At 58.6% G+C, this 19,776-nt stretch carries 16 protein-coding genes; 3 read left to right on the plus strand and 13 right to left on the minus strand.

All coding sequences use genetic code 11. From position 1 onward, the window contains the following. Window positions 1-159: 159 nt before the first annotated feature. The 7 genes from ACFO3S_RS05095 to ACFO3S_RS05125 all read right to left on the minus strand — a co-directional run bounded on the left by ACFO3S_RS05095 (window position 160) and on the right by ACFO3S_RS05125 (window position 8,723). Window positions 160-2,391 (minus strand): tetratricopeptide repeat protein, encoded by a 2,232-nt coding sequence (locus tag ACFO3S_RS05095; RefSeq protein WP_378093168.1) that lies wholly within the window; start codon window positions 2,389-2,391, stop codon window positions 160-162. Beyond that, window positions 2,375-2,698, minus strand: a complete 324-nt coding sequence (locus ACFO3S_RS05100; RefSeq protein ID WP_378092974.1) for a hypothetical protein — start codon at window positions 2,696-2,698, stop codon at window positions 2,375-2,377. The genes ACFO3S_RS05095 and ACFO3S_RS05100 overlap by 17 nt, the downstream gene beginning before the upstream one ends. Further along, window positions 2,691-3,236, minus strand: coding sequence for a sigma-70 family RNA polymerase sigma factor (locus tag ACFO3S_RS05105; protein ID WP_378092976.1), 546 nt, complete (start codon window positions 3,234-3,236; stop codon window positions 2,691-2,693). The genes ACFO3S_RS05100 and ACFO3S_RS05105 overlap by 8 nt, the downstream gene beginning before the upstream one ends. 227 nt (window positions 3,237-3,463) lie before the next feature. After that, window positions 3,464-5,365: a glycoside hydrolase family 127 protein gene (locus ACFO3S_RS05110; RefSeq protein WP_378092978.1), complete on the minus strand. Its 1,902-nt coding sequence runs from the start codon at window positions 5,363-5,365 to the stop codon at window positions 3,464-3,466. Between the two features lie 78 nt (window positions 5,366-5,443). Next, a complete protein-coding gene (locus ACFO3S_RS05115; RefSeq protein ID WP_378092980.1) occupies window positions 5,444-6,313 on the minus strand; it encodes a carbohydrate ABC transporter permease in 870 nt (289 codons plus the stop codon). Further along, window positions 6,310-7,233: a carbohydrate ABC transporter permease gene (locus ACFO3S_RS05120; protein WP_378092982.1), complete on the minus strand. Its 924-nt coding sequence runs from the start codon at window positions 7,231-7,233 to the stop codon at window positions 6,310-6,312. The genes ACFO3S_RS05115 and ACFO3S_RS05120 overlap by 4 nt, the downstream gene beginning before the upstream one ends. Before the next feature lie 74 nt (window positions 7,234-7,307). Then, the gene (locus ACFO3S_RS05125; RefSeq protein ID WP_378092984.1) at window positions 7,308-8,723 is read right to left on the minus strand and encodes an ABC transporter substrate-binding protein; all 1,416 of its coding nucleotides are present in this window, start codon (window positions 8,721-8,723) and stop codon (window positions 7,308-7,310) included. Window positions 8,724-9,202: 479 nt separating this feature from the next. On the opposite strand from ACFO3S_RS05125, the gene ACFO3S_RS05130 reads away from it, so the two are divergent. Next, window positions 9,203-10,093, plus strand: coding sequence for an AraC family transcriptional regulator (locus tag ACFO3S_RS05130; protein WP_378092986.1), 891 nt, complete (start codon window positions 9,203-9,205; stop codon window positions 10,091-10,093). A 103-nt stretch (window positions 10,094-10,196) separates the two neighbouring features. On the opposite strand, the gene ACFO3S_RS05135 is transcribed toward ACFO3S_RS05130, so the two are convergent. The 5 genes from ACFO3S_RS05135 to ACFO3S_RS05155 form a co-directional block, all read right to left on the minus strand. Next, window positions 10,197-11,915, minus strand: coding sequence for an S-layer homology domain-containing protein (locus ACFO3S_RS05135; RefSeq protein ID WP_378093170.1), 1,719 nt, complete (start codon window positions 11,913-11,915; stop codon window positions 10,197-10,199). A gap of 10 nt (window positions 11,916-11,925) precedes the next feature. Then, window positions 11,926-12,678: a hypothetical protein gene (locus ACFO3S_RS05140; RefSeq protein ID WP_378092988.1), complete on the minus strand. Its 753-nt coding sequence runs from the start codon at window positions 12,676-12,678 to the stop codon at window positions 11,926-11,928. A 134-nt stretch (window positions 12,679-12,812) separates the two neighbouring features. Then, the gene (locus ACFO3S_RS05145) at window positions 12,813-14,873 is read right to left on the minus strand and encodes a LuxR C-terminal-related transcriptional regulator (RefSeq protein ID WP_378092990.1); all 2,061 of its coding nucleotides are present in this window, start codon (window positions 14,871-14,873) and stop codon (window positions 12,813-12,815) included. Between the two features lie 104 nt (window positions 14,874-14,977). After that, window positions 14,978-15,658, minus strand: a complete 681-nt coding sequence (locus tag ACFO3S_RS05150) for a queuosine precursor transporter (RefSeq protein ID WP_378092992.1) — start codon at window positions 15,656-15,658, stop codon at window positions 14,978-14,980. Window positions 15,659-15,799: 141 nt separating this feature from the next. Next, window positions 15,800-17,215 carry a DHA2 family efflux MFS transporter permease subunit gene (locus ACFO3S_RS05155; RefSeq protein WP_378093172.1) on the minus strand — a complete coding sequence of 472 codons (1,416 nt, stop codon included), beginning with the start codon at window positions 17,213-17,215 and terminating at the stop codon, window positions 15,800-15,802. Between the two features lie 158 nt (window positions 17,216-17,373). Here ACFO3S_RS05155 and ACFO3S_RS05160 point away from each other — a divergent pair, with 158 nt between their 5' ends. Then, window positions 17,374-17,946 (plus strand): PadR family transcriptional regulator, encoded by a 573-nt coding sequence (locus tag ACFO3S_RS05160; protein ID WP_378092994.1) that lies wholly within the window; start codon window positions 17,374-17,376, stop codon window positions 17,944-17,946. Window positions 17,947-18,006: 60 nt separating this feature from the next. Here ACFO3S_RS05160 and ACFO3S_RS05165 read toward each other — a convergent pair whose 3' ends face one another. Beyond that, window positions 18,007-18,540 (minus strand): DoxX family membrane protein, encoded by a 534-nt coding sequence (locus tag ACFO3S_RS05165; RefSeq protein WP_378092996.1) that lies wholly within the window; start codon window positions 18,538-18,540, stop codon window positions 18,007-18,009. Between the two features lie 215 nt (window positions 18,541-18,755). Here ACFO3S_RS05165 and ACFO3S_RS05170 point away from each other — a divergent pair, with 215 nt between their 5' ends. Further along, window positions 18,756-19,766, plus strand: coding sequence for a YpdA family putative bacillithiol disulfide reductase (locus ACFO3S_RS05170; RefSeq protein WP_378092998.1), 1,011 nt, complete (start codon window positions 18,756-18,758; stop codon window positions 19,764-19,766). Window positions 19,767-19,776 lie beyond the last annotated feature (10 nt).

The raw sequence follows: 19,776 nt of genomic DNA on the forward strand, positions 1-19,776 counted from the left end.
CGGGGAAGTCAAGGCAAGCAATCGCGAGCTTAACGGCATAAGAGGCCGCTAAGGGCGGCCTCCTCGCTCGCGACAGCGATTTTCGGTTTTTATCCGGATCCGAATGCGGGCGTCTGCGAGAAGCCGCCAAGGGCGCTCCCCGAACGGCTTGCCGGCGCTTCAATTCACGTTGCGCAAGGCGTCCGCGAAAGCCCGGAGCGCCGGCGGCTCGATTGCGTCCATCGCCTGGCGATCCTCTTCGAAGCAAGCTTCCAGCGCGCCCAGGAGCTGCCTGCCGTACTCCTCCCCGTAGGCGCGGCTCTCCTCCGCAAGAGCCTCGACGAGCTTCCTCCAATCGGGCGTGCCGCTCTCATAGGGCGCCCGCTCCGGATATGCCGCCGCCAGCTCGGCGACTCGCTCGAACGGCTTGCCGGCATAGAGCCCGGCGGCCAAATAATAGCCGACGAAGCGATGCGACCGGTCGCGCTCCATCGCTTCGCGGAACTGGACAAGCGCCTCTTCCGCTCGCTTTTGCTTAATTAAGGACGTCGCATACCTCGACTGCGTGTAGCTCCCCGGCTTTCCGCCGCTCGCCTCCACATACTGCCCGTAATACGCATTGGATTGGGCCCACTCCCTTCGCTCGTCGTAATAGTCGAACAACTGGAAGAGAACGTCCTTCTTGCCCGGAGCAAGCTGGAGCATCTCCTCCAAATACGGGATCGCCTCCGCGCTCCATTCCTCGGATCGGGGGAAGGCGGACTTAGCCCCATAGATGCGAATCATCATATGCAGGCTGTGTCTATCGCGCGAATCGGCTTCATATGCCCGCTCATATTCGGCCAGCGCCTCGTCCAAACGGCCGTCCAGGATGAGGCGATCGGCGGCGGTTAACGTCCGTCCTTTCAAATAGAAGAAGGGCAGCGCTCCCATCGTGTTCTCGTTCAGCCGATAGCCGTTGCTTCTCGTGATCAGCCGGCCGTCTTTATCGTACGCCTCCACGTACCACGCATACCGCAGATCCGGATTCGAAAAGCCGAGAACCGAAGCGGAATCCGGAAGGGTCTTGCCGTCTTCCTCGCGCGAGGAATAGCCGGTCGGGGCTTCATACCACCTCTCGACGGGCAATTCGATCTCGGAATCCGCGATTCGGTCCTCGATCAAGCTGCTCGTCGTCCCGTTCTCGATCGGGATCGTTCCGTACAGCGTATAATGCGCCGCTCCTTCGACCGGCTCCCAGGAGAATTTGACCGTCGATCCGGTCAGCTCCGCCTCGTTGACCGGCTCCTGGATATCGATCAGCGGCCGAAGCGTGACGTCTTCTGTCAACTCCTCGCCGCTTCCCGCATCGATCCAGTCGTCGGTCATCGCCGGCCACGTCCAGCCGTCGATCTGGTCGAACAGCAGTCCGAGATACAATTGGTAGCTGCCGGGAACGACGTTGCGGAATTCGTAGCGGCCTTGGGCATCCGTGAACGTTTGATACGGCTCGCCGTCGACGATGCTGTGATGGACGTCCCGCTCGCTTCTTAGAAACACGCCGACGCGCGCCATCGGCGTGCCGTCGCTGCGCCTTACTGCTCCCGACACAGTCGCGCCGGTTCCGTCCAGCGCCTTCTCCAGCTGCTCCCGCAGCAGCTTCAGCTCCTCCAGCTTGGCCGGAACGAAATCCTTCCCGTCCGGAAACTCGGACTGTAGCTCCGCCGTCCGCTCCTCCAACGCCTTCAGCTCCCGCTCGACCGCTTCCAGCGCCTCCTCGCCCCGCCCTTCCCCGATCAGCAGCTTCGCCTTGAGCTGGGCCACCGATCCGCCGAAATCCATATCGACGGTCCGAGGCTCGTTCTCCAGCCGTTCGATCAGACGCATCGCCTCTTCGGAGTCGCCCAGATTCGCATACAGCTTCGCGCGCTCCAGCATCAGCTGCGCCCGCCAGCTCCCTCCGCGCTCCTCCGCCTGTTCCAGCACGGCCAGCGCCTGATCGGAATCGCCCTCGCTCATATAATACTGCGCCAACTGATTCGCCGCGCTGAAACGATAACTGTCCGCCGGCCCTTCCGCCGCGTACTCCAGCAAATACGGCAGCTTCTCCTCCCAGCTCCAGATCCGGCTGTCTCCGTCCCCCCGCGGAAAGCTGCTCATCACCGATCCGGGACCGACGTATACGTCGAAGCTGTGCGCAGGGGAAGCGTCCACGTAAGAGATCATATACTCCCGAATCAGCTCCCATCTCTTGGACAAAGGAGCCTGATCGATGGCGGCCCGCATCGCTTCCTTGCCTCCCGGAGCGCCGGTCTCGTACGCCTTGACCGCCCCTCGGACCTGAAGCTTGGGGATAACGACGAACTGCAGCAGGGACAGCGAGACCCCTACAAGCAAGACGGCAACGACGAGATGCTTAACCTTGACCTTCACTTTCAATCGATGCCACCGCCTTCTCATATTCGTCCTTCCAATACGTATTGCCGCCGACTTCGATGAGCTGCCTGCGGTCCATCGAAGCGTCCTCCTCGCCGCCGTCCGGATTTCTCAGCTGGGCAGCGGCGACCACGGCCAAAATAACGGCAAAGCTCAGCCCGAGCGGCACAACGGGAATCTCCAGCTCCTTGTTCCACAGCGCCAGCAGCCGGTCGCGCCAGGACCGGGGACGCACCCGCCGCAGAACGTTCTCCTGTCCGCCGAACCGCAGCTCTTCCAGCTCCTCCCGCAGCCTTTTATTCATAGACTCCCGCTCCATCTTCGTCCCCCTTCTCCAGCAGCGCCCGCAGCCTCGCCCTTCCTCTGGACAGTCTGGCTTTCACCGTATTCTCGTTGCTGCCGAGCTGCTCCGCAATTTCCGATACGCTTAATTCGTTGAAGTAATATAACGCAATGACTTCCCGATACTTGTAATCGAGCCTATGGATCGCTTCGCTTAGCCGCTCGCCGCGCCACCGCGCCAGAAGCAGCTCCTCCGGACCGGGCTCCGCTCCCTCCGCCAAGCTCTCTATGCGTTCGAACGGGAGCAGGCTTCTCCAGCTCCAGGTTCGCATCCTCATCCGGCAGCGGTTGGCAACGATGCGCAGCAGCCAGCTCCGCAGCTTGTCGGGCTGCTTAAGCTGGCCGATCTTGGCGTACGCCTGCACGAACGCATCCATCACCGCCTCCTCGGCGGTCTGCCGATCCTTAACGAGCAAGTACGCGGTGCGCGTCAGCTCGTCGCCGTATTCGGCCATCAGCTCCCGCAGCGCGGACTCGTCCTTGGCGACCAATCTTCTCACAACATCCAGACCGGCTTCCCCTCCCTACATGAATAAGATGCGCCGCGAAGCGATTAGGTTGCAAACGCGCCAAGCAAGCATAAACGGCTTACGCCGTCCTTAGGATCGGCGGGATAACGTTTATGTCGGAGATGATTCAGAGAAGGATAGCGTATCTTAAAAGGACCCCCGGCTCGACTTGACCGGGGGCCCCTTAAGATTTGAATCCTTAAAGAAAGTATACCGTTTTATTTTTCGCGAATCCAAACGATCATTTCGCCGGGCTTCCGATTGCCCCAGAAAGCATAGGGAACGGCCGAGATCGGGACGCTGTGCTTCCTTCGCGCGACCGGCCTGTACAATTCGTCCTCCCAGCCCGGATCGGAACGCAGCCCCTCGCCGGACAAGACGACCACGCCTCCCAGAACGTCTTCCCTATACGCCGCTGCGAATTCGGATTCCGCAGGGAAGCAAATATCCGTAAGGTCCGGGCCGTTGTCCGCTTCCTCGAGGCAGTAGACGATCGGTCCGTATTGCAAAGCGATTTTTCCGGCATTCTCGCGCACTTTGGGGTTGGATTCGATCCGCTCGACGACCATCGGGAAATACAGCTCGATTTCGTCGCCTTCCCTCCACGCTCTGCGGATCCGAGCATATCCCCGTTCGACGACGGCATCCGGCGCCAGAGCTTCCCCGTTGACGTGAACGCGGGGATGTCTGCACCAGGAAGGAATCCGGAAAGAAAGCGCGCAATCGATCGGCCCGTCGGCGTGCACCTGAACCCGAACGCTGCCGTCCCACGGATAACGAGTTTCCGTGTGCAGTCTCATGACGCTCCCGAGAACGTCGAACTCGCTCTCGTTGGCGGCGTACAGATGCATGGCGATCTCCGTCCCGTTCTGCGTGAAAAAGTAAGTATCCAAAGAAGTGAGCAGTCGAGCGATATTGGGCGGACAGCAAGCGCAGCCGAACCACGGCACGCGCTCCGTCTTGACATGCTGCATGTCGTGGCGGTAGCGGGCGACTGCCGGATGAACCTCCAGCGGGTTGACGTAAAAATATCGCGTGCCGTCCAGCGAAATCCCGCTCAGCATGCCGTTGTAGAGAACGCGCTCCATCACATCCCCGTATTTGCCGTCGGTTTCGATTTGAAGCATTCGGTACGCCAGCAGGACAAGTCCGATGGACGCGCACGTCTCCGTGTACGCCGTGTCGTTAGGCAGATCGTAATCGACGGTGAACCGCTCGGCATGGCCCTGCGAACCGAGCCCGCCCGTAATATACATCCGCTTGGAGGTCAGATGGTCCCACAGCCTGCGGAGCGAATCGGCCAGCGTAGCGTCCTCGCAAGCGATCGCGAGATCCGCCATAGCCGCATACAGATACATCGCCCGCACGGAATGCCCCTCCGCCGTCTCCTGCTCCCTTACGGGAGCGTGAGCCTGATGGTAGTCCAGCTCGAACCAGCGGTCCTTGAACGTGCCGCCGAACCCCGGCTCCTCCTTCAGGAAGCTCGGCTGCTTGCCGCGCTCCTCCACGAAGTACCGGCTCAAGCGCAAATACCTTTGCTCGTTCGTCGCCCGGAACAGCTTGACGAGCGCAAGCTCTATCTCCTCATGGCCGCAGTATACATGCATCTGGTCCGATTCCGGCCCCATGATTCGGTCGATATAATCGGCGTAGCGGCACATCATGTCCAGGAAGGCCCGCTTGCCCGTCGTTTCGTAGTAAGCCACCGCGGCCTCGATCAAATGACCGGCGCAGTACAGCTCGTGTCCGAACGAGAAGTCCTTCCAGCGCTTCTCCGGCTCTGCGACCGAGAAGTACGTGTTCAAATAGCCGTCCGGCTGCTGGGCCCTCCCCATCAAATCGACAACCGCATCGATGACGGCTTCGAGCTGCGGATTCGGAAAGTGCCGCAAGCCGTACGCAGCCGCTTCGATCCATTTGGCGACATCGCTGTCCTGAAAAACCATTCCGTAGAACGTTCCGGCCTGCTCGCCCGCCGCGATGCGGAAGTTCTCTACGGCATGACTCGGCTCCGCGCCTTCAATCTCGTCATTCAGCGCCTTCCACTGATAAGGAATCGTTTCCTGAACGGTCCGGCGAATTCTGGGCTCCCAGAATTGATCCATAAGCTTAACCCGCATTTCGATAATTCTCCTTTCAAGAGGGTGTTCAAAAAGCCGACTTTTTGAACACGCATTTCAATGGAACACGCCTTCAGGCTAATTTTTCAGTCCGGTCAGCGTAATTCCCTCGACAAAATACTTCTGACCGATCAGATAAAAAAGGACGCCCGGAGCAAAGGACAGACACGTAGCCGCCATCGTCAGCGACCAGTCCGACTTTAATTGACCTCTAAAATTCGTAAGGCCCAAGGCAATGGTGTATTTATCGCTCGAATTAATATAAATCATCTGTTGGAGCAGATCGTTCCATAAGCCGATAAAAATAAACAGCGCGACGACGATCATGGCCGGCTTGATCGCCGGAATAATAATGCTGAACAGGATGCGGAAATAGCCGGCGCCGTCGATCGTCGCGGCTTGGTCAAGCTCTCTCGGAATAGAGAGGATGAATTGGCGGATCAGAAAAATATTAAAAGCGCCGCCGCCGCAGAAATAAGGCAGTATCAACGGCAGATAGCTGTCCTGGAGCCCCAGCCCCCGCGTCCAGCCAATATACAGCGGAATGAGCGTAACCATGGCGGGCAGCAGCATCGAGCCGACGCAGAGGGCCCAGATCAGCTGTTTGCCCCGAAACCGCAGCCGCGCGAAGGCGTATCCGCACAAAGTGGCCGTAAACGTTCCCGCCAGGCAGGAAGGAACGATAATGACCATCGTATTCCACAGGTACTTCCAGAATTCGAATACCTCCAGCGTTCTCTCGTAGTTGGAGAACAGCCATTGCCCCGGCAGCAGAGAGGGCGGGTATTTGTAAATCTCGGCGTTCGTCATCAGAGACGTGCGGAAGATCCACCAGATCGGAAAGAGGACGAGAATGGCGAAGATCACGACGATCGCCAGCGACGCGAGGTTCGCTGCCCGGTCCTTGCGCTTCCTGCTCTTCAATCTGCCGTATGCCGCTGCGCTCATTTGTCGTCGCCTCCTTCCGAGAAGATCCACAGACTCGACGTCTTGAACAAAACGACGGTAAATGCGGCTAGAATAGCGAAAATAATAAAGGTCGTCGCGGAGGCGTAGCCCAGCTTGTAGTTGACGAATGCCTGATCGTACATCAGATAGGTCATGAATCGGGACGCATTGCCGGGGCCGCCGTTCGTCAGCGCCAGAGCCGGCGTTATGACCTGGAGATTGGCGATGAGGCTCAGCAGCAGGTTGTAGAAAATGATCGGCGTCATGCAGGGCAAGGTGATATGCCGGAAACGCGTCCATCCGTTCGCGCCGTCCATCTCGGCCGCTTCATGGTAGACGCTCGGAACGTTCTGAAGCCCGGCCAGAAAAATAACGATCAAGTTCCCCGCCAGCCAGACCGCAATAACGGACAGCGAAGGAACGACGTATCTGGAATCCGCAATAAACAAAATTTTGTTCAACCCGATCTCGGAGAGAAGAAAGTTGAAAAATCCGAAATTCGCCTCGTAAAGCCAGGACCATCCGACATAGATGGCGACGGCCGGCAAAACAAACGGCACGTAAAATACGGCTCTGAAAAAACCTCTCGCCGGAATTTTACGGTTCAGCAGCATCGCGATAAAAAGCGAATAAATCATGCTTCCGGCGACGGACAAGGCGGCAAAATAGATCGTCGCCAGGATGGAGTCTTTCAGATAAGGATCGGTAGTAAACAGCTTGATATAATTATCGAAGCCGACGAATTCGGGATTTTTCAGCCCGGTCCAATTCGTCAAGCTGATTCCAAGCACCCCGGCCAGGGGCAGATACGTCAGGAAGATCAGTCCGAGGAAGGCAGGAATCAAACAGATATACGCCACGCGCTCCTCGCCTGCAGAAAAACGGGAGCGGCGTCCCGGAGGTCTATTAACGGTTTCCATATCTCTCTCCCCTCCTCATGTTTAAAGGATGACCGCCGCTTGCGCGATCCCGGCGGTCATCCTTCCTCTCTTTTTTATTGGTTGCCCGAATGAGCGGCTTTCAAAGCCTCGAGATTTTTGGAGATGGCGTCCTTGGCGGTTGTCTTCCCTGTCCACACATCCCCAAGAATCGAGCCGAGCAGCGTGTTGAATTCCGTCGTATGGTTGGTGTAGAACCAGGCGGCGGGTTTTGCGGCGGCAGACCGCGCATAATCGACTACCGCGGATTTGTACTCGTCATAAGCAGGGAAGTTCGGATTTTCGACCCACTTGCGGGTGAGGGTTTCGTCCGTATACCACTTTTCGAGCGTCGGCATCCAAATTCCCGAGCTAATGAGTCCCCAGTTGTTTTCTTCGGAGTTATACCATTTGAGCCATTCCATCGCTTCTTCCGGATGCTTGGTCTGAGAGAATACGACGTTCGCGCCTCCCGTGCTGAGGGTCACTTTGTCCTTCATGTAAGGCAGCACCGCAACGCCGTAGTTCAGGCCTTCTTCCTTGGCGACGTTCAAGCTGGTTCCGACGTTCCACTGGCCGTTCGTGGCCATGGCGACCGTGCCCGCAATAATGGTGCGCTGAATGCCGTCGTCGGTTTGGCCGACGGACAACGGCGCAACGTGGTCCTTCAAGTAAAGATCCGCGACCTTCTGAATCGCTTCGATGCTGGCGTCTTCCCCGATTCTCACTTCCGCGCCGTCGGCGGAATAATAGCCTCCGCCATTGCTAAGCGCCCAGGTTTCCAGCTGCCACGGCAGATTTTCGACGGACGCGCCGTACTGAACGATGCTCTGGGGATCGAAGCCGTCTTCGCCGGGATGTTTGCCGTTCTTGTCGATCGTCAGCTTCTTGGCCGTCGCTACGAATTCGTCCCACGTCCAAGCCTGATCCAATACGGAGGGCGGATAAGGCACGTTCGCCTTGTCGAACATGTCCTTGTTGTAATACAGGAGGAGAATTTCATTGGCCGCCGCATAAGCGACCGTCTTGCCTTGATATTTGTAGGCCAGGCTGTCCAACGGCTTGCTGTCGCTTCCTTCGTACATGGAGCTTACGTCGTTCAGCATGCCTTCGGTGGACCACTGGATGACGCCGTCCTCCTTCAGCATCCCCGTATCCGGCAACTGACCTCCCGTTGCTTGCGTATTCAGCTTCGTCATGTAGCTTTCCCACGGAATCGCCACCACTTCCACTTCGATTCTGTCCTGGGAAGCATTGAATTGGTCCGCGGTCGCCTGGACGGTTTTCCCTTCCTCCTCGCTGCCCCACATCGAATACGTAATCTTGACCTTCTCTGTCTTGGAAGGCGACTTCTCCGGCGATCCGGAAGCCCCTCCTCCCGATGGAGTCCCCGGCTGAGCCGTGTTCGTCCCGTTGTTGCCCCCGCAGCCGACGACGCCGAATGCCAAAGCCGCCGCGAGCAGACCTGCCCCTAGTTTCTTTCCTGCTTTCATTGCTCCGCTCTCCCTTCAACATTGAAATGTTTGGATTCTAACCGTTCGACTCGACCTCTTAAAAGCTCAAGTTATCGAGTTAAACGTTTAGCATCAACCTGCCGGCTTTGCTCCCTCGGACGAGTCCGCAGCACAGCTTCGTTCTGCGGACGTTTTTTTGAGCCCGATTTTATTTTTAGAAGCCGTTCCGACAAGAAAGCGCTTTAACAAAATTGTGACATGAATCGCCGGAGAAAAAAACAATCAATTTCAACCTGATTTTTAATATTTTCAACCTTTAAGAAGTCGGACGGCGGATGACGATGGCATGGCTGGACCCCGCCGCTACTTCGGGGAAGATCGATCCGCCCCCCTTGAGGAGCCTGTGTCGCGCCGCATTATCTAAAACTCTTTATTTGTGCGGTAAGTTTGGAGTACTATAAAGCTGCCAGCATTTTCTAACGGGGGATTCACGATTCCAACTTGGGGGAGGAACGAGCGTGAGTTCAGCGATTCTTCACTTCATCTCGCCGCCGATTCCTTATTTTGTGGACTGCGGTCATACGTATTACGGGGTCGGGGACACCCATATCGACCGGAATTACATTCGAGTGTTCGATCTGATCGTCGTTCGTAAAGGGGTTCTCCCGATCGGCGAGAACGGCCAGAACTGGGAGCTCCAAGAGGGCGAAGGACTGATTCTTCTCCCGGATGGCCACCATTACGGCAGCGCGCCTTGCCGAACGGACACGGAAATCATTTGGATCCATTTTCAGACGTTCGGCAGCTGGCAGGTCTGCAGCGATATGAACGAATGTCTCGGCAAGCAGCTGAATCTGATCGAGGAGCACAAGAAGCTGGCGTATCTCAACCACGCCGACGTCTGCTCCATCTTTATTCCCAAGCATATGAAGCTGTCGGCGAAAGCCCTCGAGGCGCTGGAGACTTTCTTTCAACAGGAGAACGAGCCGCAGTCGCTGCGCAACTGGAAGCGCCAGGCTTCCTTCCAGCTGTTCCTGCAGCACCTGGACCGCGATCTCGCTTCGCCGGCGAACGCCACCGCGATCCAGCTCGCCGAGCGGGTCGAGCTGTTCATTCGCCAGAACTACGCCGGCGACATTACGAACTCGGTGCTGCAGAAGAACTTGAACTATCACCCCAATTATCTGGCCAAGACGATGCTGAAAGTCTACGGCATGACGCCCATGACCTATCTCCAGTATTATCGGCTCGAACAGTCCAAACGGCTGCTGCTGCAAACCTCCTGGTCCATTGCCCGAATTGCGGACGAGGTAGGCTTTCATCATATCTCGCATTATTCCACCTGTTTCTCCAAGAAGGAAGGCCTCTCGCCCTCGGGCTTTCGCAGAAAGTTCGCCAAGCGGCGCTGATTCGGCCGCGCGCGGCGCCTCCCGGAGGACGGAGAATCCGTCCGCCGACGCGAGGAACGCCGCTTCCCTCGTCGGGCAGCGGCGTTCCTCGGGCAATCGGACGTTAGGGTTGCGTTTTTCTGGCATGCAGCATCTTCACGATCGCCGATGCCGCTTCGGCGCGCGTGGAGAGCGCCTGAGGCTCGAACCTCGCGGAGAGCCCTCCGACGATGATGATCCCGGTTTCCTGCGCCTTCGAGACGGACGGCTTCGCCCAAGCCGGAATGGACGCATCGTCCGCGAATCCCGTTCGGCCCGGCGTCTCGTCCACGGAGAAGCCGGAGGCGCGAACGACCATAGCCATCATTTCCGCATGCGTAATGTTGGCGTTCGGCCTGAATGTGCCGTCGGCGTACCCTTGAATCACGCCCAGCTTCACCGCCTCCGCAACCATCGGCCGGGCCCAGTTGCCGACCTCCTTTTCGTCTCGGAACGGCAGCTCGCCTCCATCGCCGGTCTGGTTCAGTCCGGTCATCAGCATTTTGGCGAATTCGGCCCGGGTCACGTTCGCATCGGGGAGGAACATGCCGTTCGGGTAGCCGGCCACGAAGCCGAGCGCGACCGCCTCCATAATCTCCGGCTTCGCCGGATGATCCTCAATATCGCTCAGCTTGATTTCCGGCTCCGCCGGGCCCTGCTCCTCGGCCTGAGGCTCCGATACGGTGACGATAGCCGAGGCGGCAAAGCCCCCCTCCTCCGTCTTCGCCGTAATTTTCGCCGTGCCCGGCGCGAGGGCGGCAACCTGACCGTCGGCGGTTACGCGGGCGACCCGCTCGTCGTCGCTGCTCCAGACCACCTTCCGATTCGTCGCATCGGACGGCAGCACCTTCGCGACGAGGGCGAAGGTCGCCCCCGGCTGCAGCGTCGCCGACTTGACGTTCAGCTCGACGCTGTTAACGGCTATGGCGGGCAGCGTCTTGCTTCCGTTGTTGAATTCCTCCCAGACCGACTGGGGGATCACAAGCTCCGGACGCTTGTCGAAAATCGACCGTTTGTCGTCGACAGGCTGAACGGGCGCTTTCAGAAATTTGTCCAGGTCCGTATCGAGTATTTCGGTTATCGCCTTGATCGGATGGATCGGCGCTTTGGTTTTGACCGCGACGTACACGATACCGGGAAGCAGATTGTCCGGCAGCGGATACTTCTCGTCGATGTCGGCGGATATCGTATAGACGTAAATCGTGTCTTTATTTTTGTTCGTATTCTTGTCGGTATAAGCGATCGGTCCGACATACTCCGTCGTATTCCCCACGGCGAAAACTTGTGTGCCGTCAGGTCCGTTCCGGGTAATCAGATATCGGGTTTCCATATTGGAATTGTCGTCCCAGGACAGCAGAACCGTGCCGTCCGGGTTCGCCTTGGCCGTGACGTTCGTCGGTCCGAGCGGCTGCAATATGCTGTAGGGGCCGATCGTCTTCTCCGAATACGTCTTCGAGCCCAGGATAGGGTGAAACTCCGCTCCGATGCGGAAAACCGCCCTCGTCAGCTGCGGATCGAGCGGCAAGCGGAAGCTGGTGGTGCCGCCGGCCGTGGCGACGTCCAGCATGCTCCACGTTGCGCCGTTGTTCACGGAATAATCGTAAGTCGCGAACATTAGCGTAGTGCCGGCTTTATCGGTTACGACGGAGGTCGCGTACGGAAGCCCCGCAATCAAATAATCCTTGTCCGTGCGGATATCGAACCGCTGAACCTTCGCGGCGTTCGCGCTGCCTGCCGGCCAGCCCGCAGCCAGGATCAGAAAGAGGAGGACGGCCGCGACCAGGCGTTTAAGAAATGCCCCCATGGCGCTCAACTCAACGCCCTTCCGTCGAAGAAGCCGGCTCATTATCGAAATACGACGTATCCATAATTCTCGCATAGATATACGGGTTCAGCTCGCGGCTTTGCACGTGAATCCGGATTTTCTCCAGACCGGCAACGTCGAAAACCATCCGGGCAGCCGAATCCTCCCGGCTTGCCGTGTGCGTTTCGAGTACGGTAAGCGCCGTGCTGCCGGCTGCTTCCCCGGCGTTGTACAGCGTAAATTCCACGTCGTGCTCCCCGGGACTGACGACGGCGGCATCCAGGACAAGCCGCTTGTACTTGCGGTCCAAAGTGAAGACAATGTCGCCGTACTGGTCGATTTTCAGAACTTGCTTGTAGGACTCGCCGTTAACGAGCGTATCCTTCGGAACTCTGGACGGAATGACGTAGATGTTGTCGATCTCCATCGGCATGGCGAAGATCGGCGTCCGCTCTCCCGGCTGGCCTCCGATATAGATTTTTTGCGTCGCGGCATCGAAGCTGACCGGCACTTTCAGAGCTTCGGCTACGGCGCGAACCGGCAAATAGTTGACCCCGTTGTAGTAGATCGCCGACATCGGCCTGCCGTTCGCGTCCTTGGGCTGCCACGCTTCGCCGTTCAGCACGAACGTCGCGCCCCGGTTAAAAAAGGCTTTGATCGGCTCCAGGTTGGCGGCCGCGTACGCGGACCCGAGCGAGCTGGACAATAAGGCGGCGATACAAAGCAGAATCAGAACCGGTTTCTTTCTCCAAAGCTTCTTCATGATCGAACACATCCTTCCGCAATCGCGATTTCGCTCACAACAATCTAAGATTAGCATCGCGCGACTGCGGCGGGTATTAGCTGAAAGTCGTAAAAAAGTAGCAGAAGGGAGAGGCTGCGGGGCCGGGGATGCGGTCAGTCCGAAGACGGCTGCCGCCCCACGAGCAGATGGAGCAATTGGGTTCTCTTCCTGACTTGAAGCTTGCCGTAAATATTGGAGATATGCTTCTTGACCGTCGCTTCGCTCAAAAATAGTTCTTGAGCGATCTCCAGATTGGAGCGGCCCCGGATCAGAAGCTCGACGACCTCTCTCTCCCGCCTGGACAGCAGATGAAACCGTTCGTCCCGTTCGTCCCGCTCGCGCCGGGCCTCCGGGATTCCGGCCGAGGCAATCATTTTGTTCAAGTAGTCCCGGAGCTTCGGCCCCCTGGTGTCCAGCACGAAATACGGCGCAGGCTTGCCGTCGCCGTACTCGTAATGCTCGACCTCCTTGACCTGCTCGAAGCCGAGGCCGCGAAAGATCGCTTGAAAGAAAGGGATGGCCGGGGCAGTCGTCACCACCAAGCCGGCGGACAGCATGTGCTGGATGAACGTCAGTCCGGCCGTATGGCACAAGGTCGGATCGGAATAGTCCCTCACCTCTACGAACATGACGAAATGCCCGGCCGCTTGTTCGCGAGGGGTTCTCAGCAAATCCAGCTCGGACTGGGGCAGAGTGGAGAAATAAGCGGAGGAAAGCGGACGGCTCAGCAGATCGTCCAGCGTCCGCTCGTGAATCGGCACGACCGCCGCCATTCCGCATACGCGTCCGGCAGCGTCCCGGAGCAGCTTGACGATGCCCGGATCCAGACGATAGAGCTCTTGGAGGTTCAAGCGCCGATAAGCGTTGACGCCTTCGGAGGCCCCGATAAAATATTCGAACGGTTCTCCGGACTCCGGGTCCTGCCCGGCGATGCGAATGTCGCGGGCCGTGGCGAGCCGGTCTTCGATATACTGCTCGGCCTCCGGCCAATTGCCGGGATGCAGAGGCTCGGCGAAGCCGGGGACGAATTGCTGGTAAAATAAAGTCCGGACCAGGCGGTCGCCGATGTAGTACACCCAGTCCACCCGTTCCCATGCGGCCGATTTGCCCGGAGGCGATTTCGTCAAGGCGAGATAATAGTAGGTCACGCATCGCTTCCATAAGCGGTCGTAGCGGCCGGGCGCCCGCTGGCGCAGCTCGTAACCGATCGCGTCGCGCAGCATGTCGTGCAGCATCCAGCCGCTGTCGGTCTTGCGAACGAACGAGAACCCGGTCAGCTGCAGAAACGGCTCCGTCGGCACCTGCCTCTCCAGAACGAAGCTCAACAGCTCCTGGTTAAAATGCCGCAAGACGGCGGCGGCTTCCACCGCTTCCCGAAGGGCGGAATCGGGCACCTCCTTCAACCACGCGCTCACCGCCAGCGCAAAGGCGTTCTCGACGGCGGCGGAGGGGAGCGGCGGAACGGATTGAGCAAGCGTCGTCGATACGTACAGGGACAGCGTCAGCGGGTGCCCCCGGGTGCGGGACCAGGCCCGGCGAACGAGCTCCTCCCGTTCGATGCCCGATCGGCTCAAGTACTGCTTGACGTCCTCGTAATTCAGATCGTCCAGCGGCATGCGGACGATCAGCTGTCTCCAGGCCGGGGAGACGAGCCACGGGCCCTGCAGCGGAACTCTCCCGGCTACGACGACTAGCGTATCCGGGCCAAGCTGCGGAAGGAACTGCTCCCTCAGCCAAGCTTCCAGCGCCCCGATCTCCTCGAACGTATCGAGGGCCAGAACCCGCCTGCCCTTTCCCGCAGCGCCGCGAAGGGCTTCCAGGCAGACGTCCGTCATCGAGCGAACGTCTGTCCGAAGACCGTCCAGCCGCTCCTCCGGATAGCGCAGGGAACGAAGCAGCTGCAGGCAAAAGCCTGCCGGATCGTGCGGAAGCGCGCGGCAGTCCATAAGCAGGAAGCCGACCCGGGCAGCCTCGGACTGACGGCGAAACTCGTCCAGCAAATAACTCTTCCCTATGCCGCCGGTGCCGTACAGGTTAATCAGGCGCGCCGCGGAAGCCCCGTCGGCGAGACATTCCAGAAACCGGCGGATTTCGCGATCCCGCCCCACCAGATACTGCCGCTCCAATCGGTCGATCTCTCCGGCCAGCTTGCGCTCTCGAACGTCCTTCTCCATCGCGATCCGGTCACCTCGTCGCTTATCCGCTCTCGGGTTCGGCTGTCGTCCCCCGTCATCCTTTCCGATTTCGATTTCGACGCCGAAAACCCTCTTTTCCAGCCCTAAGCTTCCTTAAATTTAAAGCTTCGAGCCCAGTAAATAACCGGGGTCGACGCCGCCGAAACGACGAATTTCAAAACATAGGTTGTGAGCGCGATCTCCCACCAGACGTCCCAGGAGTATTCCCCGGCGAAGGCAATCGTGCAGAAGATCAGCGTATCGACCATCTGGCTGACGCCCGTGCTCCCGTTATTGCGAATCCAGAGCTGGCCGCGCGTCGGGAACCTGGCTTTAAGCTTGCTGAATATTTTCACGTCGAGAAACTGGCTGACGAAGTACGCGGCGAGGCTGCCCAGCGCGATGCGCGGCGCGAGACCGAAAATCTGCTGCAGCGCGGGATCGCCGAAGTCGGTCTCCTGCGGCTGAAAGACGAGCACCATCTGCATGATCGCCGTCGACATCAGCAGGAAGAAAAATCCGAACCAGACGGCCCTCTTCGCTTCCTTCTCCCCGAACTTCTCGTTGATCAAATCCGTTGTTAAATAAATCGTTCCGTACATCGTGTTGCCCAGCGTCATGACGAAACCGAACATGCCGATCGTCTTCACGACCTGAATGTTGGCCAGAATGACGGCGGCCGCCACCCAGGCGTAAAGGCCGTTCCTCCCGAACAATCGGTAACAAAGCAGGAACAACGCGAAGTTGACCAGGACGAACAGCACGCCCCACCCGAAATTGAACATAGAAAACCATCCTCCTAGTTTTGATAACGCGGGAGTTTTCGAACCGCGGCCCCGTTCGCCGGAGCATGCGTTAAACGTCTCATTATAGCATGAATAAACCGGAGGCGGGACGGATTGTTTTCCCTCCCGCCTCCGGTTCGGTTAAGCGGCTTTCTTATCCGGCTGATCTTCCTTCCGCAGCTTGACTTTGCCGACGAACAGACTGAGCGGCAGCGCGGCGATCGCGACGAAGGTGGCGACCAGGTAGACGTCGTTCACGCTCATCGTGAACGACATGGCCGAGACGAACGCCATGTCGGTCTCGCCGGACTGGACGAAGGAAGCGCCGTGATGCGCGGATCTCGTGGCGAGCATCGTCGTGAAGATGGCGATGGCGAACGATCCGAACACGTTCCGGGTCCAGTTCATGATCGCGGAGGCGTGGCCGGACAGCTCTCGGGGCACCAGCTCCATGCCGGCGTTGCTGGACGGCATCATGACGAGCGCGATGCCGAGGTTGCGGACGACCATCCAGAACAAAATGTAGGCATGGGACACGTCGAGGCTCAGCCAGCTTAACGTCAGCGTTCCGACCGTCAGCAGCACGATGCCGACGAACATGAGCCAGCGCGGACCGACCGAGTTGTACAGCTTGCCGACGACCGGCATGACGAGCGCCATCGCCAGCGACGCCGGCAGCAGGATCAGTCCGGTATCCATCGCCGACACGTGCTGGATCCGCTGCAGGAAGACGGGCGTCAGAAACGTCCCGGAGTACAGGCTGATCGTCAAGATGTTGGTGATGATGACGTTAATCGTGTATCTCCCGTTGCGGAATACCCGCAAATCCAGCAGCGGCGAATCCGCCGTCATTTCCCTCCAGACGAACAGCGCGAGCGAGAGCAGGCCGCCGATCAGCAGCGACAGCGTCTCCCAGGAGTCCCAGCCCCATTTGTGCCCCTGTCCCAGCGCGAGCAGCAACGACGTGCTGCTGACGATGACCGTTACGAAGCCGACCGCATCGAAACTCTTGGGCACGTTCAGCCGATAATAAGGGATATAAGCCGCAACGCACCAAATCGCGATCAGGCCGATCGGCACGTTCATGAGAAACATCCACTGCCAATCGTAGTTTTGAAGCAGCCATCCGCTGACCGTCGGACCGAACGCCGGCGCCATCATCGAAGCCAGCCCCCACAGGGCCATTGCCATCGCTTGTCTTTCCCGCGGAATAATCTGATAGATCAGCGCCATCGTCGTCGGAATGATCAGTCCGCTGAAAGCTCCCTGCATGACGCGGAAGCCGATAAGCGCCGTTTCGTCCCATGCGGCGGCGCACAAAGCCGAAGCCAGCGTAAAGCCAATCAAGGAAAACAAGTATAACCGCTTGTAGCTGAACTTCTCTCCCAGATAACCGACGATCGGCGCCGTTGTACCCATGGCCAGCATGAAGCCGGTCAGCGTCCATGTGACGGTGTCCAAGCTCGTCTGAAAATGGTCCTTCAAAATTTCCAGGGCGATATTGATCGTGCTCGAAGCCAGAATGCACAGAAACGAACCCGTAAAAATTGCAACCATTATCGGCAAGAAACGTATGTCTTGATTATTGCGTTCTTCCATTATGCGATCCCCGCGCCTCCGTTTGTTCCTATGTATTTTTTTACATATATGCTGGCAAATAATAATAACGCCAAAATCCCCATCTGTCAAAGTATGCTATTTTGGAGGATTCGTCCATGAACACGTTGGCCTACGGCCTGCTTAGCCTGCTCTCCTACTCTTCCTTATCCGGTTACGACCTGACCCAGAGAATCCAGCCCTTCTGGCCGGCCAAGCACAGTCAGATCTATCCGCTGCTCGCTCGGCTCGAGGAGAAGGGGATGGTGGTCTGCGAGCTGGTGCAGCAGAACGACAAGCCCGACAAAAAGGTGTACTCGCTACAGGAGAAAGGCTTCGACGCCCTGCGGGAGTGGCTGACCGTTCCGGCCTCCGATCCGGTCATGCGCGACGAGCTCATGCTGAAGGCGTTCTGCGTCTCATTCGTGGATCCGTCGGTTTCGCGCAAGCTGTTCACGGCCCGGCTGGAGCACTATCGGGCGAAAGCGCTGCGGCTCGAGGAGAAAATTCAGACGGTGCGCCGGATGGCCAATGCGGGGGGAGACGGAATACCGTCGTACGATTCCCCGTACTTCGGCGCTTACATTATGCTGAACAAGGGGAAGATGGTCTGCAGAACGAACATCGAATGGTGCGAATGGGTGCTGTCGATCATCCCGGACGGCGCTTCGGCCGCCGGATTCCCGTCGTAACAAAGCGAAGGCTGCCTCCTCCCTTGCGGGACGGGCAGCCTTCGCTCCGTGTTTGCGATATTATGCCGTGCGCGCATCCGTCGTATTGCCTCCCTTGCCGCCGGTCAGCTTCTTCCAGCCCAGACGGATCCAGGGAAGAAGGTAGTAATCCAGGCCGAACTTGCCGGCATTCGCTCCGCCGATGAAGACGATGATCCCAAGCAGCGTCAGCCAAGGGTTCGTCGATACCGTTCCGGCGAACAGGAACAGGAAGTTCATCAGAAGTCCGAAGAATGCGGCCGCCGCCGTCAATCCTCCGACGATAAGCCCCAAGCCGACAAGGAACTCTCCGACCGGAATCAGGAAGTTGATCAGCTTGACGTTCGGCAGGGCAAAATGCTCCAGAAACCCGGTATACGTCGGATAGATCGCTTGATTGGTCGCTTTGTCGAGAACCGGGTTTTGGATCGCGTTCTTCAGAAACCCTGCCGCATTGAAGCCTTCTCCGCCCATTTTATGCCAACCGGCATCGAGCCATTGCCAGCCGAGGTAGATCCGAAGCAGTGTCAGCACCGCCGCTGCCCAGACGTTCTCTCTCAGAAACTTGATGACCATAGCTGCCATCTCCCTTCGTTTTCTCGTTTCCTTACGCCTTCATTATGACTCGCATTTCCGCCTTATAATGTGAATTAAATCACAAACTATCGCCCGGTTTGCCCTCAATCATGAACAATTGGTGAAAATGGCGAAACGACGCGATGCGAAGTTTCGGCGGAAGGCGAGTGACATGGTACAATGAGAAGCAAAAAGAATCGGATGGGAGATTCGCCATGAGCGCACAGAGCCACGCACAGAAAGAACAAGCCGTCATTATCGGAGCAGGCCCCTGCGGCCTGTCGGCCGCCCTCGAGCTGCAAGCGGCCGGAATCGAGCCGCTGCTGATCGAGAAGCATGCCGTCGTCCATTCCATCTATCAATATCCGACCTATATGAACTTCTTCAGCACCGCCGAGCTGCTCGAGATCGGCGGCATTCCGTTCACGACGCCCAACGACAAGCCGTCCCGCCGCGAAGCGCTGCAGTACTACCGGGACGTGGCGCTGCGGCGGAAGCTGCGCATACGCGCCTACGAGGAGGCCGTCTCCATTCGGCCGCAGCCGGACGGCTCGTTCCTCGTCGAGACGGCCGACCGGTTCGGCGGCGCCCGCGCGTACGAGACCCGGTATGTCACCGTCGCGACCGGCTACTTCGATCACCCGAACATGCTGGGCATTCCCGGCGAGGAGCTGCCGAAGGTGACTCATTTCTTCGGCGAGGCGCATCCGTACACGGGAATGAAGGTCGCGATTATCGGCGGCAACAACTCCGCGGTGGATGCGGCGATGGAGCTGCTCAGAGTGGGCGCGGAAATTACGGTCGTGTACCGGGGGGACAGCTATTCGCCCAGCATCAAGCCTTGGGTGCGGCCGCTGTTCGAAAGCAACGTGAACAAAGGCAACATCCGGATGCTGTTCTCCTCGCGCGTCGTGCGGATCGACCCGGACAGCGTCACGATTCAGCCGACGGAGGAAGGGGCCGCGCCATACCGGCTCGACAACGACTTCGTGCTGGCGCTAACCGGCTTCCGGCCGGAGCGGACGCTGCTGACCGACGCGGGAGTGATCGTCGATCCGGAGACGACGGTGCCTGCCTTCGAACCGGAGACGATGGAGACGAACGTGCCGGGACTGTTCATCGCCGGCGTCATCGCCGCCGGACGCGAGGCGAACGAAATCTTCATTGAAAGCGGGCGTCATCACGGCAAGCTGATCGCGGAGCGGGTTCGGGCTCTGCAAAGCTAATCGAGCTCGA

The sequence above is a fragment of the Cohnella hongkongensis genome, from assembly GCF_042654645.1.
In the GTDB taxonomy this organism is placed as follows: domain Bacteria; phylum Bacillota; class Bacilli; order Paenibacillales; family Paenibacillaceae; genus Cohnella; species Cohnella hongkongensis.

Excerpts from the sequence above, each read along its gene's own strand:
- ACFO3S_RS05125 (WP_378092984.1), bottom strand. The coding sequence starts at position 8,723 with ATGAAAGCAGGAAAGAAACTAGGGGCAGGTCTGCTCGCGGCGGCTTTG.
- ACFO3S_RS05150 (WP_378092992.1), bottom strand. The coding sequence starts at position 15,658 with ATGTTCAATTTCGGGTGGGGCGTGCTGTTCGTCCTGGTCAACTTCGCG.
- ACFO3S_RS05145 (WP_378092990.1), bottom strand. The coding sequence starts at position 14,873 with ATGGAGAAGGACGTTCGAGAGCGCAAGCTGGCCGGAGAGATCGACCGA.
- ACFO3S_RS05155 (WP_378093172.1), bottom strand. The coding sequence starts at position 17,215 with ATGGTTGCAATTTTTACGGGTTCGTTTCTGTGCATTCTGGCTTCGAGC.
- ACFO3S_RS05170 (WP_378092998.1), top strand. The coding sequence starts at position 18,756 with ATGAGCGCACAGAGCCACGCACAGAAAGAACAAGCCGTCATTATCGGA.
- ACFO3S_RS05135 (WP_378093170.1), bottom strand. The coding sequence starts at position 11,915 with ATGGGGGCATTTCTTAAACGCCTGGTCGCGGCCGTCCTCCTCTTTCTG.
- ACFO3S_RS05100 (WP_378092974.1), bottom strand. The coding sequence starts at position 2,698 with ATGAATAAAAGGCTGCGGGAGGAGCTGGAAGAGCTGCGGTTCGGCGGA.
- ACFO3S_RS05115 (WP_378092980.1), bottom strand. The coding sequence starts at position 6,313 with ATGAGCGCAGCGGCATACGGCAGATTGAAGAGCAGGAAGCGCAAGGAC.
- ACFO3S_RS05120 (WP_378092982.1), bottom strand. The coding sequence starts at position 7,233 with ATGGAAACCGTTAATAGACCTCCGGGACGCCGCTCCCGTTTTTCTGCA.
- ACFO3S_RS05140 (WP_378092988.1), bottom strand. The coding sequence starts at position 12,678 with ATGAAGAAGCTTTGGAGAAAGAAACCGGTTCTGATTCTGCTTTGTATC.
- ACFO3S_RS05110 (WP_378092978.1), bottom strand. The coding sequence starts at position 5,365 with ATGCGGGTTAAGCTTATGGATCAATTCTGGGAGCCCAGAATTCGCCGG.
- ACFO3S_RS05160 (WP_378092994.1), top strand. The coding sequence starts at position 17,374 with ATGAACACGTTGGCCTACGGCCTGCTTAGCCTGCTCTCCTACTCTTCC.
- ACFO3S_RS05165 (WP_378092996.1), bottom strand. The coding sequence starts at position 18,540 with ATGGTCATCAAGTTTCTGAGAGAGAACGTCTGGGCAGCGGCGGTGCTG.